The organism is Glycomyces sambucus, assembly GCF_900102815.1.
GTDB classification, from domain to species: domain Bacteria; phylum Actinomycetota; class Actinomycetes; order Mycobacteriales; family Micromonosporaceae; genus Glycomyces; species Glycomyces sambucus.
Genome location: NZ_FNGF01000003.1, coordinates 405,721 through 423,984 on the forward strand (window position 1 = coordinate 405,721; position 18,264 = coordinate 423,984).

Below are 18,264 nucleotides of genomic sequence, written 5' to 3' on the forward strand. Positions count from 1 at the left end.
TGGTGAACGCAACCCCGCCGGCGGACCGCGCGTGTCCACCGCGAAGCGGGCCAGCCGCCCCCGGCTGTGCTGCGACACCCCGTCTGTAGTTCCGGGAGAGGCAATGAGCGACCCGATCAAGCACGCTGCCAAGGCGACCTCGCCTTGGTGGGCGAAGGCGATGGTCATCACCGGCTCGATGGTCATGGTCGTCGCCGGCGGCGGCGCCATCGCGGCCCAGGTCAGCCTCAACCTCGTGAACAACTCGGTGAACCAGGAGGACCTGCTCGGCGACCAGCGCGTCGAGACCGAGGAGGGCGCCGCGATCGAGGGGCCGCTCAACTTCCTGGTCCTGGGCACCGACGAGCGGGTGGACGCGGGCGGCGAGGCGCGCACCGACGCCGACATCATCGTCCACGTCAACGCCGACCTCACGCAGGTGTCGATGATCTCCCTGCCGCGCGACCTGCTCGTGGACATCCCCTCGGGCATCCCGGCCGAGCAGACGAAGCTCACCGAGGCGTTCGCGTACTCCGAGGACTGGGGCGAGTCGTTCCAGAACACCGCCGAGACCATCACCAACCTCACCGGCATCCAGTTCGACGGCGGCGCGATCGCGAACTTCGAGGGCTTCCTCGACATGGTCGACGAGCTCGGCACGATCGAGCTGTGCCCGTGGCACGAGATCACCTCGATCCACACCGACAAGACGTTCGAGGCCGGCTGCGCCCAGTACGACAAGAAGGACGCGCTCGACCTGGTGCGCCAACGGTACGGCTGGGACTGGGACGAGGACTACGCCAACGGCACGTGGGGCGACTTCGGGCGCCAGAAGATGCAGCAGCAGGCCATCAAGAAGATCCTCGAAGCGGCCAAGGAGCAGGGCTACGCGACCAACCCGGCGAAGGCCGTGGAGCTCCTCGGCTCGTTCGGCGACGCGCTCACCGTCGACGTCGGCGGCTACAACCTGGTCGACATGATCACGCAGATGCGCGACATCGACCCCAACGAGATCCTCTCCATCGGCACGCCCTCCTCGGAGGGGAACCTGAACGGGACCTCGTACGTGCTCATCCACGAGGGCACCGACGAGGAGACCGCCTCCGACGCCCTGTGGGAGGCGATCCAGGGCGACACCGTCGAGGAGTGGGCGTGCCAGTACCCCGACTGGCTCAGCGGCGACTCCGCACCGGACTGCGCCACCACCTCCCCCGCCTCGACCTCGACCCCTACCGGCGCCGCCTCGGCGTCGGACGATTAGCCTGGGTCCGGGCGCAACCGGGGGGTGTGGCCGAAGCGTTGTCAGTACGGGATAATGCTGTCCAGACCCTGGGAGAAGCATGGCAGTGAAGAGCGGCGCGCCTTGGTGGGCCCACCTGATGATGTACGCCGGCGGCGTGACGATGGTCGTCGCCGGGGCGACCGCGGGCATCGCCCAGTACGCCCTCCACACGGCGAACAACACGATCGAGGCCGAGGACATCCTCGGTGACAACCGCGCCGAGATGGACGTCGAGAACATCGAGGGGCCGCTGAACATCCTCGTGCTCGGCGTCGACAAGCAGGGCGGCTCGACCCGGTCGGACACCATGATCATGGTGCACGTCAACGCCGACCTCACCCAGGTGTCGATGGTGTCGCTCCCCCGCGACCTGTACGTGGAGATCCCCGACTGCGGCCCCGACTGGGGCAACAACACCTGCATGCAGAAGCTCAACCACGCGGCCTCGATCTCCGACGACTGGGACGTCACGCGCGCCAACGTCGTCGACACGATCTACAACCTCACCGGCGTCGAGTTCCACATGGGCGCCACCGTCGACTTCAACGGCTTCATGGACCTCGTCGACCTCGTCGAGGAGATCGAGCTGTGCCCGTGGCACGAGATCCAGTCGATCCACGGCGACAACCGCGTCTTCCCCGAGGGCTGCAACTACTACAACAAGGAAGAGGCCCTCGACCTCATCCGCCAGCGCTACCCGTGGGACGAGCCCGAGGACTACGAGTCCGGACTGTGGGGCGACTACGGCCGCCAGGCCATGCAGCAGCAGGCCATCAAGGCGCTCATCAAGGAGCTCAAGGCCGACGGCTACGCCTCGGACCCGACGCGCCTGACGCAGGTCCTGGAGGGCCTGGAGGGCAAGCTGACCCTCGACCTCCCCGACGGCCTGACCGCCATCGACCTGGCGCTGAACCTGCGCGACCTCAACCCCGAGGACATCACCTCGATCCGGGTCCCGGCCACGTCCCAGGAGACCGAGGTCGGGTCCTCGGAGGTGATCGCCGAGGGGGAGCAGCAGATCGCGGCGGACGCGCTGTGGGACGCGCTCCAGAACGACACCATGACCGAGTGGATCGCCCAGTACCCCGAGTGGGTCAAGCAGACCGGCAGCAACGCGACCACGCCGGCGGAGGAGCCGTCGGGGGACGCGTCCTCCGAGGCGACCACCGACTGAGCGTCGCGACTCCAGCACGAGGGGTTGCCCGGCTCCGGCCCGGCAACCCCTTCGGCGTCCCGGGGCGTCTACCACCGGACGGACCGACTTCGAACCCTGGAGACGCATGGCAGGCGGGAACCGGGCCCCCTGGTGGGCGCATTTCATGACGTACGCGGGCGGCCTCACGCTCGTGGTCGCGGGCGGCACGGCGGCGGTGGCGCAGTACGCGGTGAACAAGGCCGACCAGGTGATCCCGCAGGAGGACATCCTCGGCGACGCGCAGGCCGAGATGGACGTCGACCACATCGAGGGGCCGCTCAACATCCTCGTGCTCGGCACCGACAAGCAGGGCGGGTCCATCCGCTCCGACACGATGATCGTGGTGCACGTCAACGGGGACCTCACCGAGGCGACCATGGTGTCGCTGCCGCGCGACCTGCTGGTGGACATCCCCGACTGCGGGCCCGGGTACGCGAACGAGCCGTGCACGAACAAGCTCAACCACGCGGCCTCGATCTCCGACGACTGGGAGGAGACGCGGGCCAACGTCGTGGGCACCGTCCACGACCTCACCGGGCTGGACTTCCACCTGGGCGCGACCGCGGACTTCAACGGGTTCGTGGAGATGGTCGACATCGTCGGCACGGTCGAGATCTGCACCTGGAAGGAGTTCCAGTCGCACCACACCGACCGGGTCTTCGAGGAGGGCTGCCACGAGTACGACAAGGAGGCGGCCCTGGACCTGGTGCGCCAGCGGTACCAGTTCTACGACCAGATCGACTACGACCTGGGCCTGTACGGCGACTACGCGCGGCAGAACTTCCAACAGCAGGCCATCAAGTCGCTGCTGGAGAAGGCGAAGGAGCAGGGGTTCCTGGAGGACCCGGCGAAGCTCACCGAGCTGCTGGAGGGCTTCGGGGAGGACAAGGTGTCCATCGACCGGCCCGACGACCTGTCGATCGCCGACCTCGCGGTGAACCTGCGGAACATCGACCCGGGCGCGATGACGACGATCCGGGTGCCCGCGTCCTCCGAGGAGGGCACCGAGTGGGGCTCGGTCGAGCGGATCCACGAGGGCGCGGAGGCGGAGGCCGCCGCGTCGCTGTGGGAGGCGCTCCAGAACGACACCCTCGCCGCGTGGATGGCCGCGAACCCCGAATGGGTCAAGAGCGACGCGGCGAACCCCGAGAGCTACACGGAGACGGACGGGGAGCCGACGCAGGAGCCGACCGACTGAGTAGCCGGCGTCCGCGCGGTCGCGGCCGGCAAGGCCCGGAGATCGGGTCGCTCGGGAACGCGTGACGCGTCAGGAATACTCGGCGGCTCAGGAGTCCTCGGCAAGTCAGAAATGCCGTGCGGCTCAGGAATGCTTGGCGAGCTCCGCCGAGTTCCGGGCCTCTTCGAGCTTCGCGGTGAGCGCGGCGGCCATGGCGCTGGTCTCCTCCAGCTGCTCCTTGCCGAGGTTGAGGGCGTTCGCGGCGGCTTCGATCCCGAGGGACTGGAGCTGTCCGAGGACTTCGTCGACCTGGGCCTTGCTGGCCTCGATCTGGCCCTGGAGCTCGTTCACCGCATCGACGTTCGCGCTGATCGAGGTGAGGACTTCGTCGATGCTCGCCATGGTCGGGGCCTTTCTCTCAGGGGTGCGGGGCGCCGGGGCCGATCGTGCGGGCCGGCGCGGCCGTGTCGCCGAGCGCGCCGCGCACGTTCAGCACCGGCGACACTACCCGAATCCGGCTCCGAGCGCAGCCCCCATGCGCGTCGCTCAGATCGAATTCACTTGCCTCCCTTGGCCTCTTCGGCCTCGTCGACGGCGTTCCACTCGCGCTTGGAGGACTGCCAGCCGTCCTCGTTGTGGCCGACCCGCCAGTACCCGGAGATCGACAGGCGCTCGCGGGGGACCTCGCGCTCGAAGCGGAGGTAGCGGCGGATCTCGCGCACGAACCCGGCCTCGCCGTGGACGAACGCCTGCACGTCGGCGGTCGGGAACTCGAAGCCCTGGACGGCGTCCACGAGGCGGCTCCCGACGGGGGCCGCGCCGCGGTGGAGCCAGGCGACGGTGACGTCCCCGGCGGACTTGAACTGCTGCTCCTCTTCGGGCCCTTCGACCTCCAGGAAGACGAAGGCGCGGGCGCCGGGCGCGAGGCGCTCGACCGCCGAGGCGATGGCGGGCAGGGCGCTCTCGTCGCCGGCGAGCAGATGCCAGTCGGCGTCTGGGCCGGGCGCGTACCCGCCGCCGGGTCCGGCGAAGCGGAGCAGAGCGCCGGGCTGCGCGTTCGCGGCCCAGGGGCCGGCGATGCCCTCGTCGCCGTGGTAGACGAAGTCGATCCAGAGCTCGCGGGCGGCGGGGTCCCAGCGGCGCACGGTGTAGGTGCGGGTGACCGGCCACTGCTCGCGGGGGTACTCCTCGCGGATCGCGGCGAGGTCGAAGGGCTCGGGGTAGGCGACGCCCTCGATCGGGAACTGGAGCTTCAGGTAGTGGTCGGTGTAGTCGCCGCACTCGAAGTCCGCGAGGCCCTCACCGCCGAGGACCACGCGGATCATGTGCGGCGTGACCTGCTCGGTGCGCACCACCTCGGCGGTCTTCAGGGCGGGATTCCTGCGTCCACGGCGTTCGGCCATACCGGCTCCTTCGTTCAAGCGGCTCACACGTCCACTCGGCGAAGCCCTCGAGCCGCGAGGTCGGCCTCGTCAAGACGATCAGCGGTTAGGTTCTCCTAACCCTCACACCCTCAGTTGTACCTCGCCACCCCACCACCCCGCCTGCCGCAACCCGCAGAAAACCGAACGACCAAACCCGCCTTAGTAGGCCCACCCACCCCAAAACCTCTCCCACCAGCCCGGACAGAAGTTATCCACAGGCACGAAATCAATCCTGTACAGCAGGGGCCCGACCTGTGATTGTTGGTAGCAAAAACACCTTTCTTCTGGTGGTGGTTGGAGGAGGAGGGAGGTGGAGTCGGTCTGGCAGGACTGGCGGTGAATGTGGGATTCCCCGGGGGCCGCCCCCGAAGACCGCGCGGGAGTGCACTCCCGCGCGGCTCCTGCCAGACACCCTCGCGAGGAGAAGATCGCGGGCGCATCGGCACCCAGCCGATGCGCCCGCACCAAAAAAACTCCGACCCGTCGGTGCCGGGACCGGCAGCTCGGGCCCTAGTCGGGGCGCGGGCTCACGTCTCGCATCACTGAGGCGAGCAGGGGCCGCGAGAGCGATCCGGCTGCGATCACCGATGCGGTGCCGGCTGCGAGGGTCGCTCCCAGGATCAGGGCGCCGCTCGCGTCGAAGCCCAGGCCGCCGATGACCGGGGAGGTCAGGAGCATGCCGGTCAGGACCGACGCGCCTCCCAGGAATCCCAAGGGCAGCAGGGCCTCCTGGCGGCGGGCCTGGTCGAGGACCTTTTGCGGGGTCCCGGCGAGGTGGAGGAGGCGGTAGGTCTGGCGGCGGTCGAGGACCGAGCCGATGGCGCTGATCGCGGCCGAGACGGCCGCTGTCGCGAAGACCACCGCGAGGACCACGGTCACGCCGGTGCGGACCGACCCGACGATGCGGTTCGACATGATGCTCGAATCGATCTCCCGCTCGGGCGGGTCGCCCGGGAGGATCGCGGTCATGGTGGAGCGCACCGATTCGAGGTCCGCGCCGGAGGTGGTCGCCTCGATGACCGCGGCGCCCGAGTCGGCGGTGAGGAACCCGCTGTCGTCGGCGACCGCGACCTCGGCCCGGTCGCCGAATTCGGCGGTCAGTGCCGCCGCGAAGGTGTCGGCGTCGGCCGCGGGGACCATGGCGGCGATGGTCTCGGTGGACTGGGTGCTGGTGTCGGTCACCATCATCGGGAACATCGCGACCGAGCCGGCGACGAAGCCCGCGATGGCGACGCCCGACACTGTGCGCCAGGCGGCCTTCGGGTCCTCGGCGAGGCGCCGGGCCGCGAGGAGCCGCGCGGGGCCCCTGGCGGTGCGCGCCAGGGTGCGGCCGAGGCGCTGGACCGTCCACGGGCCGATGAGGTTCACGGCGGCGAGGGTCGCGGCGAAGAGCACGATGAGGATCGCCACGGCGACCATGCTCCCGCCGACGAGCTGGGTCGCGACCATGAACAGGATCGAGAGGGCCACGAACACCGCCACCCGGATCGCCCTGAGCCCCTTGGGTTTCACCCGCCGCGCGACCCCGAGCGGGCTGATCACCACGCTGCGGAGCCCGATGAGCGCCGAGACCGCGACCAAGACCGGCACCGCGACCGCGACGGCCGCCATCCACGGCGCGCCCGCCCACAGGTCGGCCGCGAACCAGCGGCCGCCGTCGATCGGGATCAGCGCGACCAGGGGCGTCACCAGCATCCACGCGACCGTCCCGGCCACCGATCCGGCCGCGGCCGCCAGCACCGTCTCGATGAGCGTCAAGCGCATGACCTGCCCCGGGGTCGCGCCGATGAGGCGGAGCGTCGCGAGCCGTTCGTCGCGCCGCGACACCGTCAACCGGGCCGCCGCCGCACCGAACACCGCCGCGGGAACGGCCATCAGGATCGCGGCGAGCACCATCAGGATCATGTAGAAGCCGTAGACCGCGTCCGCCCGCCCCCCGGCGAACCCGTCGATCGCGCGCGGCGACACCGCGTCCGCGTTGAACCGCTCCGCGGTCATCGCCGGGTCGTCGGCGGCGCGGCCCACGACCGCGACCAACTCGTTCGGGTGCGCGAGCGCCTCCGCGCCGAGCAACCCCGCGACCTCAGCATCGCCGTAGCGGGCGAGGAAGTCCGATTCGGGCACGTCGGCGAGGAGGTCGGCCGCCGCCGGCGAGAGCCACACCGCCCCGGGCGCGGGGAACGCGTCCATGCCGGGAGGCGCGGGTGCGTCGCCGTCGAGCGCCGCGAAGTCGATGCGGGTGACCGACTGGCCGCCGAGGTGGTCGACGGCGGTCGCGATGACCGCCGTCCCGGTCCCGTCGGCCTCGGGCGCGTCGCGCCACGAGGTCCGGTCGGCGCGCGCGTCGAACGCGAAGTTCCCGGCGACCGCGAACTGAAGAAGGAGGGTCGCGACCGCGACGGCGAGCGCGGTCAGGCCGGTGCTCAGCAGGGCGCTGCGCCCACCGAGCCGGGTCAGGCGCCAGGCGAGCTCGGTCATCGCCACACCTCCACGACCGGCTCGTGCCCGAACCGGCCGTCGCCGTCGACCACCGGTCGCGCCTCGGCGGCGGCGAGGCCGGGGGACGCGCCGTCGCCGGTGCGCGGGGTCCCGCTGAGGCGCCCGTCGCGGATCTCGATGGTGCGCGTGCACCGGGCCGCGATCCGCGGGTCGTGCGTGACGACGACGAGGGCCGCGTCGAGTTCGGCGACGGTGTCGAGCAGGACGCCCATCACCTGGTCGCCGGTGGTCCGGTCGAGCGCCCCGGTCGGTTCGTCCGCGAACACGACCGCGGGCCTGACGACGAGCGCCCGCGCCAGCGCGACCCGCTGGGCCTCACCGCCGGAGAGCTCGCCGGGCCGGCGTCCTTCCTTACCTTCGAGGCCGAGTTTGCGCAGCTGCGCGCGGGCCGGTTCGAGCGCGGCCTTGCGCGGCGTGCCGCCGAGCATGAGCGGCAGGGCGACGTTCTCCTCCGCGGGCAGTTCGGGCAGGAGCTGCCCGAACTGGAACAGGAACGCGAACCTGGTGCGCCGCAGGTGGCTGCGCGACCGCTCGGAGAGCGTGTCGATGCGCTCGTCGTAGAGGCGCACCTCCCCCGAGTCGGGCCGGATGATCCCGGCGAGGCAGTGCAGGAGCGTTGACTTGCCGGAACCGCTGGGCCCGGTGACGGCCACGGATTCCCCGGGCGCGACGGCGAAGTCGACGCCGTCGAGCGCGGGGGCGGTTCCGAAGTGCTTGACGAGGGAGCTGGCGCTGAGCATGGGGGGCCTCATCGGCGGGCCTTTCGGTGGTCGGGGAGGAAGGGCAGCGCGGTGCCCGCGACGAGGAACACCGCGGTGAGCACGAGGCCCAGCACGGTGCCGATCTCCAGGCTGATCTTCAGAAGCACGTCGTTCATGGGGCAAGCCTCGCCCGGGACGCGCTTCCTCGGCTTCGGCTCGGCGACGGGTTTCGGGCGCCGCGGGTCGGCCGTTCGACGGAGGGGCCCGGAATCCGGGTTACCTTCGAGCACATGAACGCTCCCAAGGTGGCCATGTCGGGCCGCTTCAGCCGGCTGGTGATGCGCCTGCTCAAGATCGGCGTCGTCTCGATGCTGATGCTCGCGCTCATCGCCGAGATGTCCTCGCACATGGCCGACGAGAAGCCGCCGTACTACTCGTGGGTGTCGTGGGTGCAGTTCGCGACCTCGCTGTTCGCGATCGGCGTCTACGTCTGGTACCGGCCGGGACGCAAGCACTGGATCGCGGTCGCGGCGGTCGCGTCGCTGGTGGCGACGGGGATCGACATCGTGTACGACCAGGGACCGCGCGGGGTCGGGTCGGCGGAGCTGATGGCGCTGGGGCTGCTGCTGCTGTTCGCGGTGCGGCACTGGGACGCGGCGCCGGGCCGGTGGGTGGCGTTCGCGCTCGGTGCGGCGATCCTGCTGATCGGCGCGCGCCTGTTCGTCTACGAGGGTTCGGCGGTGGGCGGGACGGTGCTCATCGGGCTGGGCATCTCGACGGTGGTCGGCTTCGGCGCGTACCTCAGGTCGATGGACAAGCTGCGGCGGGAGACGCAGGAGGAGGTGCGGCGCGCGGAGCGCCTGGAGCTGGCGCGGGAGATGCACGACTTCGTGGCGCACCACGTGACGGGCATGGTGGTGCTCGCGCAGGCCGGGCAGGTGACGGCGACCGATCCGCGGAAGGCGTTCGCGGACATCGAGGAGGCGGGCCTGGCGGCGCTGGCGTCGATGCGGCGGATGGTGCGGATGCTGCGCGACGACGACGCGGGCGGGGGCGTGAACCCGCTGGGCGACCTGTCGCAGATCGAGGACCTGGTGGACCGGTTCACGCGGGAGGGGACGGACGCGTCGTGCTTCATCTCGCCGGAGCTGGCGGGCGCGGTGGCGCCGGAGATCGCGGCGACGGCGCACCGGGTGGTGCGGGAGGCGTTGACGAACGTGCGCAAGCACGCCCGGGGCGCGACCCGGGTGCGGGTGGTGGTGGCCGCGGCGGGCGGGCACGGCATGGAGGTGTCGGTGCGCGACGACGGGCGGGCCGCGCGGGTCAAGGCGGGCCGGGAGTCGCTGGCGCTGTCGGGTTCGGGTCTGGGCCTGGTGGGGCTGCGGGAGCGCGTGGAGGCGGTCGGGGGCCAGTTGCGGGCGCAGGAGCGCCCGGAGGGCGGCTGGGAGACGGCGGCGTGGCTGCCGCGGGAGGCGGCGACGGTCGAGGTGTGAGCGGTTCGGTCCGCGGGCCGGCCGGTCCCGACGACCAACGACCAACGACCAACGACCAACGACCAACGACCAACGACCAACGACCAACGACCAACTGAGCGTGCTCGGCCCGCCGATCATCGACAACCGCCGGACCGCAGCCACCCTCGCCGCGGACCCGTTCCGGGCGTTTTCCCGCCGGTACGCGAAAGGCCCGCTCCGGGTCTCCCCGGGCGGGCCGTCCGCTACTGGTGGCAGGTGCAGGATTCGAACCTGCGAAGTCGATGACGGCTGATTTACAGTCAGCTCCCTTTGGCCACTTGGGTAACCTGCCGTGGCTTGTAGCGAGAGCAAGAATAGCGTCCCCTCCCAGGGGGTGCGCAAGCGGGTTCTCCCCCGTTGAGACCGCGTTCACTGCCGTCCGGTCCGGGCGCGGGCGCGTGCGGCGGCGGGCCCGGACTAAGCTTGGCGGTCGCGCCCCCGCGTCGTGTCCTCCACCGCTTCACCGCGGTGCCGCCGACGTGATCCGCCAACGACACTGGAAGGACCGGACGCCATGGCCGACGCCTCGTTCGACATCGTCTCCGAGATCGACCTCGCGGAGCTCGACAACGCGATCAACCAGGCCCAGCGGGAGCTGGGGACCAGGTTCGACTTCCGCGGGACCGGCACGACGGTGGACCGCAGCGGCGACGAGGCGGCCGTGATCTCCGCCGAGACCGAGGACCGCGCGAAGGCGGCCCTGGAGGTCCTCAAGGAGAAGCTCGTCAAGCGCGGGATCTCCCTGAAGGCCCTGGACGCGGGCGAGCCGCGCCAGTCGGGCAAGGAGACGAAGATCGACGTCGCGTTCAAACAGGGGATCTCCACCGAGGACGCGAAGAAGATCGGGAAGATCATCCGCGACGAGGGCCCCAAGGGCGTCAAGCCGCAGGTGCAGGGCGACAAGCTCCGCGTCACCGGCAAGAAGCGCGACGACCTCCAGGAGGTCATCGCGCTCCTCAAGGGCAAGGACCTCGAGGTCGCGCTCCAGTTCACGAACTACCGCTAGCCGTGGACGTCTCCGACGCCGTGGCGCTCGCCCTGTTCGTCGTGGGCGGGGGCCTGGTCGGCCTCATGGTCGTGGTGACGCAGCGCTCGTACAAGAAGGACGAGCGCTCGGAGTTCTGGGTCGTGTACCCGTCCGCGAAGGGCGAGCGGGCCGTCGAGGCGCCGCGCGAGGAGTGACCCCGCGGAGCAGCCCCTAGGCGGCGAGCCGGTGCGTGAGCCCGGTGTGCCGCTTGCCGGTGCCCGCGGTGCGCACCGCGACGGCGAGCGCCTGCTTCGACCCCACGAGCACGACGAGCCGCTTCGCGCGGGTGATCGCCGTGTACAGCAGGTTCCGCTGGAGCATCGTCCACGCGCTCGTGGTCACGGGGATGACGACGGCGGGGTACTCCGAGCCCTGGGAGCGGTGGACGGTGACGGCGTACGCGTGCTGGAGCTCGTCGAGTTCGGTGAACTCGTAGTCGACGTCCTCGTCCTCGTCGGTGCGCACGGTGAGGGTCTGGGCGACGGTGTCGAGGGCCTGGACGATGCCGCCGGTGCCGTTGAAGACGCCCGCGCGGCCCTTCTGGTAGTCGTTGCGGATCTGCACGACCTTGTCGCCGACGCGGAAGACCCGGCCGCCGTGGCGGCGCTCGGGCAGGCCCTCGCGTGCGGGCGTGAGCGCCTCCTGGAGGCGCGCGTTGAGGTTCCCGGCGCCGGGGCCGCCGCGGTGCATCGGGGTGAGGACCTGGACGTCGCGGACGGGGTGGAGCCCGAAGCGGGCGGGGATGCGGCGGGCGACGATGTCCACGATCCGGTCGGCGACGAGGTCGTTGTCGTCGCACCCGAACCAGAAGAAGTCCGGGTACCCGTCGAGTTCGGGCGCCTGCCCGCGGTTGACCTTGTGCGCGTTGGCGACCACTCCCGACTCGGCGGCCTGCCGGAAGATCCGGGTGAGGCGCACGCGCGGGATCGTGTCGGCGGCGAGGAGGTCGCGCAGGACCTCGCCGGCGCCGACGCTGGGGAGCTGGTCGACGTCGCCGACCAGGAGCAGGTGCGCGCCGGGCGGGACGGCCTTGACGAGCTTGTTGGCCAGGACCGTGTCGAGCATGGACGACTCGTCGACGACGAGGAGGTCCACGTCGAGGGGCTTGTCGCGGTCGTAGGCGGCGTCCCCGCCGGGCCGCAGTTCGAGGAGCCGGTGCAGCGTCCGGGCCTCGAACCCGGTGAGCTCCGCGAGGCGCTTCGCCGCGCGCCCGGTGGGGGCCGCGAGCATGACCTTGGCGCCCTTCGCCCGGGCGAGCGCCACGATCGAGGACACGGTGAAGGACTTGCCGCACCCGGGCCCGCCGGTGAGAACGGCGACCCGCTCGGTCAGCGCGAGCCGCACCGCCTCGGCCTGCTCGGGCGCGAGCTCGGCGTCGCCGCGGCGGCGCAGCCACGCGAACGCCTTGTCCCAGTCGACGCCCTTGAACGCGCCGAGCCGGTCCTCACTGGTGCGCAGGAGCGCGAGGAGCCCGGCGGCGAGGCCGCGCTCGGCGTGGAAGAACGGGGCGAGGTACCGGGCGGGCACGGTGGCGTCGCCGACCGGCACGTCCTCGGCCATCACCCGCTCGCCCGCCTCCGCGAGTTCGGCGAGCGCGGCGGCGACGGCCCCGGCGGGGAGCGCGAGGAGTTCGACGGTGTCGGCGACGAGGTTCGGGGCGGGCAGGAAGCAGTGGCCGCCGTCGGACGCCTGCGAGAGCGTGTACTGGAGGGCGGCCTTGACGCGCTCGGGCGAGTCGGCGGGGATGCCGACGGCGCGGGCGATCGCGTCGGCGGTCTTGAACCCGATGCCCCACACCTCGTTCGCGAGCCGGTACGGCTCGTTCTTGACCACGCCCACGGACGCGTCGCCGTACTGCTTGTAGACGCGGACGGCGAGGGAGGTGGAGACGTCGACGGACTGGAGGAACACCATGACCTCCTTGATGGCCCGCTGCTCCTCCCAGGCGGCCGCGATGGCCTTCGTGCGCTTGGGGCCGAGCCCGGGCACCTCGGCGAGGCGGGTGGCGTCGGCGTCGATGACGTCGAGGGTCGCGGTCCCGAAGTGCGCGACGATCTTCGCGGCGGTCTTGGGACCGATCCCCTTCACCAGGCCGGAGCCGAGGTACCGCTCGATGCCCTGGACGGTGGCGGGGAGCACGGTCCGGTACGACTGGACCTCGAACTGGCGCCCGTACTTCGGGTGGCTCGACCAGCGGCCGGTGAGCGAGAGCGACTCGCCGACCTGGGCGCCCAGGAGCGGCCCGACGACCGTGACGAGGTCGGCGCCGCCGCGGGCGGGGCTGGCGCGGGCGATCGTGTAGCCGGTCTCCTCGTTCGCGTACGTGACGCGTTCGAGCACCGCCTCCAGGACGGTGCCCGGCGCCCGGGTCCCTTGTGCCTCCGCCATCCGGCAACGGTAGACGCCGGGTCCGTCACTCGATTCCGTGAAGCGGTGCGGCCGTTTCGAACACCGGGCCGGACTCGCACCCTTTCGGGATGGTTCGTCGCGCCGCGCAGCGCATCGGCGGGTATGTCGGAGGCCCCCGGTACGGTGTGGACATGAGCGAGCGATGGTTTGAGGGGCCCCTGCTGGGGTTCGACACCGAGACGACCGGCGTCGGGGTCGACAAGGACCGGATCGTGCAGGCCGCGTTGGTGACCGGCACGGGCGACCTGGTGTGGCTGATCGACCCGGGCGTGCCGATCCCGCCGGGCGCGACCCGCGTCCACGGCATCACCGACGAGCGCGTCAAGGCCGAGGGCCGCCCGGCGGCCGAGGCCCTCGCGGAGGTCGCGGCGGCTCTGCGCGCGGCGGTCGACGTGGGCACGCCCGTGGTGGCGTTCCGCGCCGGCTTCGACTGCACGCTCCTGTCGTACGAGCTGGAGCGGCACGGGATCGAGCAGCCCGCGTGGGAGCGGATGTCGGTCATCGACCCGTCGGTGCTCGACAAGCGCGTCGACAAGTACCGGCGCGGCAAGCGCACCCTGGGGGCGACGTCGGTGCACTACGGGGTCGTGCACGACGGGGCGCACTCGGCGGCGGGCGACGCGGCCGCGACGGTGGCGCTGGCGCGCGCGATCGGGGCGCTCCACCCGGAGGTCGGGGACCTCACCCCGCAGGAGCTGCACGTGTCGCAGATCCGGTGGCACGCGGAGGACGCGGCGAGCCTGGAGGCGTACTTCAAGCGCAAGGGCCGCGACGAGGCGGTGGACCGGCGCTGGCCGCTGTGCCGATGACACGGTGCCGGTAAACGCGAGAGGCCCCGGTCCGCTCGGACCGGGGTCTCGTCGAAGCTGCTAGTGCCCTTCGGCTTCTTCCTGGGGCTCGTAGTACTCGCGCTCTTCCTCGCCGGTGAGGTCCTGGCCGGTGGGGATCGCGGCGTCGGCGGTGCTGCCGTCGGAGAACGTGAAGACGATCCAGAGGGTGTCGCCGACCGGGAGGTCCGCGGCGAGGTCCTCGATGAGGAGGTACGGGCCGTTCTCGACGCCCTGGTCGAGGCGCGCGTACTCGGAGGGGGCGATCGGCACGTCGATGGCGGGGTCGCCCTCGAACTCCGGCTCCTCGGGGGTGGGGGCCTCGGAGGCGGACTCGGACGCGTCGCCGCTGGGGGTCTCGGTGTCGCCGCTCGGGCTCTCGCTCGGCTCGTCGGCGGGTGCGGCCGGGTCGACGTAGGTGACGGTGCCGGCCAGGTAGGGCTCGGGGTCGCCGACGGCCGCGGCCTCGGCCGCGTCCTCCGCGCTGGCGAAGACGGCCACGCCGGTGAGGCTGACCTCCTGCTCGCCCTCGTTGCCGATCCACACGCGCAGCGCGGCGGACTCGCCGGCGGCGTAGCCCGCGGCCGAGTCGAACTCGACCTGGAGGTCGCGCAGCGCGAGGTCGCCCGCGTCGACGTTCACCCCGGCGATCGCGCTGACCTTCATGTCGGTCTGGGTCTCGTTGCCCGCACTGCACGCCGACAGCGCCGCGGCGGCGGCGCCCGCGATCGCGATGGCGGCCGCGCGGCGAGCCGTGATCGCCGTCCTGATCCCCTTGGCCACTGCTGGTCCTCTCCGAGTTCCGACAGGAATGCTCACGACAGCGTAGACGACTCGCTCTCACCTCTCGCCCGGGACGGTGCGGCGGTGGAACCTGGGTCTCACGGCCCGGCCGGTCCCGTTGGGCCGCAGCGCCACCCGGCCCGGGCGGGCGGGAGGCTCCCGGTGCCGGGCGGTGCCCCGCCGTCCGCGGCGCGGGGCGCGGTCCGGGCCCGGCGGTCCCGGGAGCGGCGCCCGGCACGGGGGAGCGACCTGGGCCTCATTCGCCCCGTCCGCGGAGCGGCCGAAAGCCCAAGGTGCCGTAGAGTAATCAGTCACATACCAACTGACCAGGGAATTCGTGGCGTTCCACTGTCGGGGAAACCCCCGATGGCGTGTTAGGCTAGACACAGCGAAAGGGGTTTCGATCCTATGGGTTTTAGTGTCGGCGAGACCGTTGTCTACCCCCACCACGGGGCCGCACTCGTTGAAGCTGTAGAGACTCGCACCATCGGCGGTATCGAACAGGAATACCTCGTGCTGCGCGTCGAACAGGGTGACCTCACGGTCAAGGTTCCAGCCAAGAACGTCGAGCTCGTCGGCGTCCGGGAAGTCGTCGGTGCCGAGGGCCTCGAAGAGGTCTTCGAGGTGCTGCGGGCCCCGCACACGGAGGAACCCACCAACTGGTCGCGGCGGTACAAGGCCAACGTCGAGAAGCTCGCGTCCGGCTCCCCGCTGAAAATAGCAGAGGTCGTCCGCGACCTGTGGCGGCGCGACCGCGAGCGGGGCCTCTCGGCCGGGGAGAAGCGCATGCTCTCCAAGGCCCGCGAGATCCTCACCGGCGAGATCGCCCTCGCCGAGGACTGCGTGAAGGACGAGGCGGACAACATCCTCGACAAGGTCCTCCTCCAGGAGGCACCGGTCAAGTAGCCGGCCCGCCAGCGGACCGCCAGCGTGAGTTCCAACCTGCCTTACGTCATCGGGCACGGCACCGACGTGCACCGTTTCGACGCCGCCCGGCCCTGCCGCCTCGCCTGCCTCGACTGGCCCGGCGAGGCGGGGCTGGCGGGGCACTCCGACGGCGACGCGGCCGCGCACGCGGCCTGCGACGCCCTCCTCTCCGCCGCCGGCCTCGGCGACCTGGGCTCCAACTACGGCACCGACCGGCCGGAATGGGCCGGCGCGTCCGGGACCGCCCTCCTCGCCGAGACCGCCCGCCGCGTCCGCGACGCCGGGTGGGCCGTCGGCAACGTCTCCGTGCAGGTCATCGGCAACCGGCCCCGGCTCGGCGCGCGACGCGCCGAGGCCGAGGCCGCCATGGCCGCCTGCGTCGGCGCGCCCGTCAGGCTCTCCGCGACCACCGCCGACGGCCTGGGCTTCACCGGACGCGGCGAGGGTCTGGCCGCGACCGCGGTAGCGTTGCTGTACCAGCCCTGATTTCCTGTCCGGGAGTAGACCCATGGACGAAGACCCCAAGCGCACGGTCGGCGAGCACCTCCGCAGCGCCGAGCTCCTCTACGAGCTCGGGCAGGTCGCCGACGCGCGCGCCGAGGTCGACACCGCGCTGCGCCTCGACCCCCTCGACCCCGACGCCAACGCGATGGCCGCCGCGTGCGCCCTCGCCGACCACGACCCCGACGAGGCCCTCGTCTACGCCGGGGCGGCCCTCGCCCAGACCCCCGGGCACCCGCGGGCGCTCGTCACCCGCGGCTACGCGCTCGCCGACGCCGGGCGCCGCGACGAGGCCATGCAGGCCGCCGCGAGCCTCCTCGAACTCGACCGCGCCTCCTGGCAGCACCACATCCACTACGCGCTCATCACCCGCCGCGCCGGAGCCGCCCAGCCCGCGCTCGACGCCGCGTGGAACGCCGTGAACCTCGCCCCCGAGCAGCCCCGCACCCACCTCGCGCTCGCCGCGATCGCCGAGGACCTCGGCATGGACGACCTCGCCAGGCGCTCCCGCCGCGCCGCCGCCGACCTCGGGCACACCGGGACCGAGCCGGCCAAGCACCGCTGGAGCGGCGCCGCCGCGGACGTCGGCGGCATCGCGCCCGCCGTCCGCCCCGCCCGCCGGCCCGCCTGGGTCGACGCCGCCAAGGACGACCCACACTGGCGCGAGAAGATCTACGGCCCCGGGTTCTTCCGCGGCGCGCTCGGCCGCTCGATCCTGCTCGGCCTCGCCGTCGTCTTCGCCGTCCCCGCGCTCCTCGGCACCGAGATCGCGCCCGGCCCGCGCCTGTTCTTCGCCGCCGTCGCGGTCGCCGCATGGGTGGGTTGGTTCACAGTTCTGCGCCGGCACCGCAACCCCGAGTGACCTCCGGCGGGGGGCGCTCGTTACTCCATCACACCGATCCGATGGAGGACGACACGTGACCACCTGCTGGGTACCCCGGGCCGACGAAAGCCCGTACAACATCCACAACCTGCCGTTCGGGGTCTTCTCGACCGCCGACGAGACGCTGCCGCGGATCGGCGTGCGCATCGGCGACCAGATCCTCGACATGCACAAGGCGGTCCTCTCCGGCGACTGCCAGACCTGCGCCGCCTGCACCGCCCTGCGCGACCCGGCCCTCAACCGGCTGCTGTCGCTCGGCAAGCCCGCCTGGAAGCAGGTCCGCGCCCAGGTCCAGGAGGCCCTGAGCGAACCGAGCCTCCAGGACGTCGCGTCCAACTGGCTCACCCCGATCGGCGACGCGGTCATGCACGCCCCGCTCCTGGTCACCGACTACGTCGACTTCACCATGCGCGTCCCCGGCTCCGACCGGGTCTACCCGCGCGCCTCCAACGGCCGGCCCTCGACGCTCATCCCCTCCGGGATGGACCTCGTGCGCCCGGCCGGGCACCGCCGCGGCGACGACGGCCACCTCGCGTTCGGCCCCAGCCGCGCCCTCGACATCGAGGCCGAGGTCGGGTTCATCGTCGGCGGCGAGTCCGAACTGGGCCGCCCCGTCTCCCCCGACGAGTTCGAGGACTACGTGTTCGGCGCGGTCCTGCTCAACGACTGGACCGCCCGCGACTTCCAGGAGCTGGAGACCGACGGCCTCGGCCCCATCGCCTCAAAGTCGTTCGCGACCTCCATGAGCGCCTGGGTCACGCCCATCGAGTCGCTCAGCGCCGCCCGCACCGCCGCGCCCCAGCCCGCCGCCGACATGGCCTCCTACCTGAAGGAGTCCGACCGGTACGGCTTCGACCTGCACCTGAACATCGAGGTCAACGGCGTCGCGGTCGCCGGCGCCGACTTCGCCGAGGCGTGCTGGACGCCCGCGCAGCAGCTCGCCCAGCTCACCGCCGGCGGCGCGCTCCTGCGCTCGGGCCTCATGTACGGCTCCGGCGAGGCCGTCACCGGCCAGTGGAGCCTGGAGAACGGCGACGTCGTCAAGGTCACCGCCACCGCGCCCGGGCCGCGCGGCACCACCATCGCCCTCGGCGAGGTCGAGACCCGCGTCCTCCCGTCCATCACCTGACGGACAC

General features: G+C 71.8%; 18 protein-coding genes and 1 tRNA gene. 11 read left to right on the plus strand and 8 right to left on the minus strand.

Annotated elements, in window-relative coordinates; translation table 11 throughout:
* The first annotated feature begins 103 nt into the window (after positions 1-103).
* The 3 genes from BLS99_RS11515 (at position 104) to BLS99_RS11525 (ending at position 3,654) form a co-directional block, all read left to right on the plus strand.
* A complete protein-coding gene (locus BLS99_RS11515) occupies positions 104-1,240 on the plus strand; it encodes an LCP family protein (protein WP_091049016.1) in 1,137 nt (378 codons plus the stop codon).
* A gap of 79 nt (positions 1,241-1,319) precedes the next feature.
* Positions 1,320-2,435, plus strand: coding sequence for an LCP family protein (locus BLS99_RS11520; protein WP_091049019.1), 1,116 nt, complete (start codon positions 1,320-1,322; stop codon positions 2,433-2,435).
* A gap of 106 nt (positions 2,436-2,541) precedes the next feature.
* Complete coding sequence (locus BLS99_RS11525; protein ID WP_143034769.1) at positions 2,542-3,654, plus strand: LCP family protein; 1,113 nt, start codon at positions 2,542-2,544, stop codon at positions 3,652-3,654.
* Between the two features lie 123 nt (positions 3,655-3,777).
* On the opposite strand, the gene BLS99_RS11530 is transcribed toward BLS99_RS11525, so the two are convergent.
* The 5 genes from BLS99_RS11530 to BLS99_RS27400 all read right to left on the minus strand — a co-directional run bounded on the left by BLS99_RS11530 (position 3,778) and on the right by BLS99_RS27400 (position 8,433).
* Positions 3,778-4,035 carry a hypothetical protein gene (locus BLS99_RS11530; protein WP_091049025.1) on the minus strand — a complete coding sequence of 86 codons (258 nt, stop codon included), beginning with the start codon at positions 4,033-4,035 and terminating at the stop codon, positions 3,778-3,780.
* 155 nt (positions 4,036-4,190) lie between these two features.
* Entirely contained in the window at positions 4,191-5,036 is an 846-nt protein-coding gene (locus BLS99_RS11535; protein WP_091049030.1) for a siderophore-interacting protein, read from the minus strand.
* A 531-nt stretch (positions 5,037-5,567) separates the two neighbouring features.
* Positions 5,568-7,535, minus strand: coding sequence for an FtsX-like permease family protein (locus BLS99_RS11540; RefSeq protein ID WP_091049035.1), 1,968 nt, complete (start codon positions 7,533-7,535; stop codon positions 5,568-5,570).
* The gene (locus BLS99_RS11545; RefSeq protein WP_245712229.1) at positions 7,532-8,296 is read right to left on the minus strand and encodes an ABC transporter ATP-binding protein; all 765 of its coding nucleotides are present in this window, start codon (positions 8,294-8,296) and stop codon (positions 7,532-7,534) included. The genes BLS99_RS11540 and BLS99_RS11545 overlap by 4 nt, the downstream gene beginning before the upstream one ends.
* 8 nt (positions 8,297-8,304) lie before the next feature.
* A complete protein-coding gene (locus tag BLS99_RS27400) occupies positions 8,305-8,433 on the minus strand; it encodes a hypothetical protein (protein ID WP_281243580.1) in 129 nt (42 codons plus the stop codon).
* A gap of 114 nt (positions 8,434-8,547) precedes the next feature.
* Here BLS99_RS27400 and BLS99_RS11550 point away from each other — a divergent pair, with 114 nt between their 5' ends.
* Entirely contained in the window at positions 8,548-9,750 is a 1,203-nt protein-coding gene (locus tag BLS99_RS11550; protein ID WP_091049042.1) for a sensor histidine kinase, read from the plus strand.
* A gap of 228 nt (positions 9,751-9,978) precedes the next feature.
* Here the strand turns inward: BLS99_RS11550 and BLS99_RS11555 are convergent.
* Positions 9,979-10,063, minus strand: a tRNA-Tyr gene (locus tag BLS99_RS11555).
* Between the two features lie 222 nt (positions 10,064-10,285).
* On the opposite strand from BLS99_RS11555, the gene BLS99_RS11560 reads away from it, so the two are divergent.
* Positions 10,286-10,777: a YajQ family cyclic di-GMP-binding protein gene (locus tag BLS99_RS11560; protein ID WP_091049045.1), complete on the plus strand. Its 492-nt coding sequence runs from the start codon at positions 10,286-10,288 to the stop codon at positions 10,775-10,777.
* A 2-nt stretch (positions 10,778-10,779) separates the two neighbouring features.
* On the plus strand, positions 10,780-10,953 hold the full coding sequence (locus BLS99_RS26185) for a hypothetical protein (RefSeq protein ID WP_176953320.1): 174 nt from the start codon (positions 10,780-10,782) through the stop codon (positions 10,951-10,953).
* Positions 10,954-10,969: 16 nt separating this feature from the next.
* On the opposite strand, the gene recD2 is transcribed toward BLS99_RS26185, so the two are convergent.
* Positions 10,970-13,186: an SF1B family DNA helicase RecD2 gene (gene recD2, locus BLS99_RS11565; protein ID WP_091049049.1), complete on the minus strand. Its 2,217-nt coding sequence runs from the start codon at positions 13,184-13,186 to the stop codon at positions 10,970-10,972.
* A 152-nt stretch (positions 13,187-13,338) separates the two neighbouring features.
* Between recD2 and BLS99_RS11570 the strand changes: the two genes are divergently transcribed.
* Positions 13,339-14,016 carry an exonuclease domain-containing protein gene (locus tag BLS99_RS11570; protein ID WP_091049637.1) on the plus strand — a complete coding sequence of 226 codons (678 nt, stop codon included), beginning with the start codon at positions 13,339-13,341 and terminating at the stop codon, positions 14,014-14,016.
* A gap of 60 nt (positions 14,017-14,076) precedes the next feature.
* On the opposite strand, the gene BLS99_RS11575 is transcribed toward BLS99_RS11570, so the two are convergent.
* Complete coding sequence (locus BLS99_RS11575; protein WP_091049053.1) at positions 14,077-14,817, minus strand: hypothetical protein; 741 nt, start codon at positions 14,815-14,817, stop codon at positions 14,077-14,079.
* A 408-nt stretch (positions 14,818-15,225) separates the two neighbouring features.
* On the opposite strand from BLS99_RS11575, the gene BLS99_RS11580 reads away from it, so the two are divergent.
* From BLS99_RS11580 to BLS99_RS11595, 4 genes are read left to right on the plus strand one after another with little or no spacing between them, the layout of a single operon-like run.
* Positions 15,226-15,723 carry a CarD family transcriptional regulator gene (locus BLS99_RS11580; RefSeq protein ID WP_091049057.1) on the plus strand — a complete coding sequence of 166 codons (498 nt, stop codon included), beginning with the start codon at positions 15,226-15,228 and terminating at the stop codon, positions 15,721-15,723.
* Between the two features lie 24 nt (positions 15,724-15,747).
* Positions 15,748-16,230, plus strand: a complete 483-nt coding sequence (gene ispF, locus BLS99_RS11585) for a 2-C-methyl-D-erythritol 2,4-cyclodiphosphate synthase (RefSeq protein WP_218126425.1) — start codon at positions 15,748-15,750, stop codon at positions 16,228-16,230.
* Between the two features lie 22 nt (positions 16,231-16,252).
* Entirely contained in the window at positions 16,253-17,107 is an 855-nt protein-coding gene (locus BLS99_RS11590; RefSeq protein ID WP_091049061.1) for a tetratricopeptide repeat protein, read from the plus strand.
* A gap of 55 nt (positions 17,108-17,162) precedes the next feature.
* Positions 17,163-18,257, plus strand: a complete 1,095-nt coding sequence (locus BLS99_RS11595) for a fumarylacetoacetate hydrolase family protein (RefSeq protein ID WP_091049064.1) — start codon at positions 17,163-17,165, stop codon at positions 18,255-18,257.
* The last annotated feature ends 7 nt before the right edge of the window (positions 18,258-18,264 follow it).